This window comes from Xylanivirga thermophila (assembly GCF_004138105.1).
GTDB lineage: Bacteria > Bacillota > Clostridia > Caldicoprobacterales > Xylanivirgaceae > Xylanivirga > Xylanivirga thermophila.
The window spans coordinates 1-1,796 of the sequence record NZ_RXHQ01000071.1 but is presented as its reverse complement, the minus strand read 5'-3'; the positions used below and the strand labels follow the sequence as shown (position 1 = coordinate 1,796).

The window sequence follows — 1,796 nt, the reverse complement described above, 5'->3', positions numbered from 1 at the left end:
GATTGCGTCAATTTACTGTAGGGAAAAGAAAAATACAGCCATCCTGATAAATAAATTAGCATTGTATCCGGTCACACTCTTGACGACAAGCATCGCCCATATGATTTGTCAGCCAGGGCGGCCTCCCTTATTTCGGACATATCTAGCCGGTTTTATGGCTGCCGTTTTATCCATTATACCATATGGGTCCCTCTTATTGTAAAGGGTTCGCTTTGCTGCTCCCTGCCTACAGACCATGTATGCTACTAAGGCCTCTTAACTCGTTGTATAAACCGGTGTTTTTGCCTTTAGTTGTTACAACTAAGTCACTATTCCACGCATTTGCATATTTACTAGATACTTTTCTCCTCAAGTCTTTTATCATTCGATCCTGTATCTTATGCTTTTTCTCCTTTGCCTTATTATGTTTTTGATTCATTACCAAATCATAGACCTTGCCACCATTCTTTATATATATCCTAAGCTCAGCCATCTTTTTAACACCTACCTCTGACCAACCTCTAGGTCTACTACTTAACCTATCTGATAGAATATGGCTTACATGCCCTTCTGCACTACATCCTATTATTTCAAAACCTTTATCTGCCTTTATCTCTATCCCATCCCACTGATTTAATATGTATTGTCTTGCCTGTTTAATCGACTTCTTTTTAGTCTCAGAATCAGTCAGTTTAAGTATTTTTTTAAATACCTCCTTTGTCTTTTCCTTACTAGGCCAATCTAATGCATCTTGCAGCTCCTGATGGATTGCACTATCATCTAGATGGGCTGTAGATGCTCTAACATATTTCTGTAGATGATATTCATCTAGGACAAACTTGCTCTTTGGAATCCAATGAAGTCCCTGCTTAATCCATGAAGCACCATCGCCTGAAATATATATAGTTTCTATCGAATCTATATTATATTGCTCATATATGTAATCACATACCTCAAGCCACAAATCCTCACTATTTTTATATATTCCTCCAAAATAGCGTACATTTCTTAATACATTCCTATTTTCACTACATTTGTCACCATCAAAACCTTCGTGAACATATACAAGCCATGGCATAGCTATCTTTGGATAGTTATTGTCGGTCTCATCTTTATCTTTATTCTGAAGTGCTACATGATCTTCATCCGCTTCAATATATAGTATCCCAACATCCCTTTTCTCGTCTACCTTTACCTCTGGCTGTGTAATCTCAAGGGCATGTATTTTGTTCATCACTGCCTGTTTACTTATTTCATCTACATACGTAGCTTTTTTGCCCGCTTTTCTATAACTACTATCTGCAGCCTCTTCTACTGCATTTATAACTACATCAGCACTCACTCTATCATGGGGGCCTACACCTACAATGTCATCCACTAGATAACGTCTTTTTCCCCCCTTCTTGGGCTTGAAATATGTTCTGTTGTATTTAATCATTCCAAAGCTCGTTAAAAGCTGTGTAGTGTCGTTTCTAACTATTTCCCAATTGTTTTTTCTAAGACCAGAATTACGTAAATGTTGATCCATATCTTCCAATACTTCAACTAGTATATTTCGGCCTAATTCAAACAGGCTTTCCTCTAACCCAAATACTAAATCACCTAGATCTTTTCCTTCTTTTATGAACTCTTTTATTGTTTTTTCAATCTTTTTTACCCCAAACTCATTAAAATGGTGTATACTATTATACATAGAAGATGTCATCCTTTCGTTAAGTTATTTGTTTATTCGACTAATATTTTAACAGGATGGCATCTTCTTTTCAATTCTATTGGTAATTTATTACTCTAAATCCCTACGGTAATTTTACGCTAAC

2 protein-coding genes are annotated in these 1,796 nt (G+C 36.4%); both read right to left on the bottom strand.

The window, feature by feature from the left end; all coding sequences use genetic code 11:
* Window positions 1-108: 108 nt before the first annotated feature.
* Window positions 109-237, bottom strand: a complete 129-nt coding sequence (locus tag EJN67_RS14430; protein WP_279387737.1) for a hypothetical protein — start codon at window positions 235-237, stop codon at window positions 109-111.
* The gene (locus EJN67_RS13895; protein WP_243641330.1) at window positions 227-1,672 is read right to left on the bottom strand and encodes an ISLre2 family transposase; all 1,446 of its coding nucleotides are present in this window, start codon (window positions 1,670-1,672) and stop codon (window positions 227-229) included. The genes EJN67_RS14430 and EJN67_RS13895 overlap by 11 nt, the downstream gene beginning before the upstream one ends.
* Window positions 1,673-1,796: the final 124 nt, after the last annotated feature.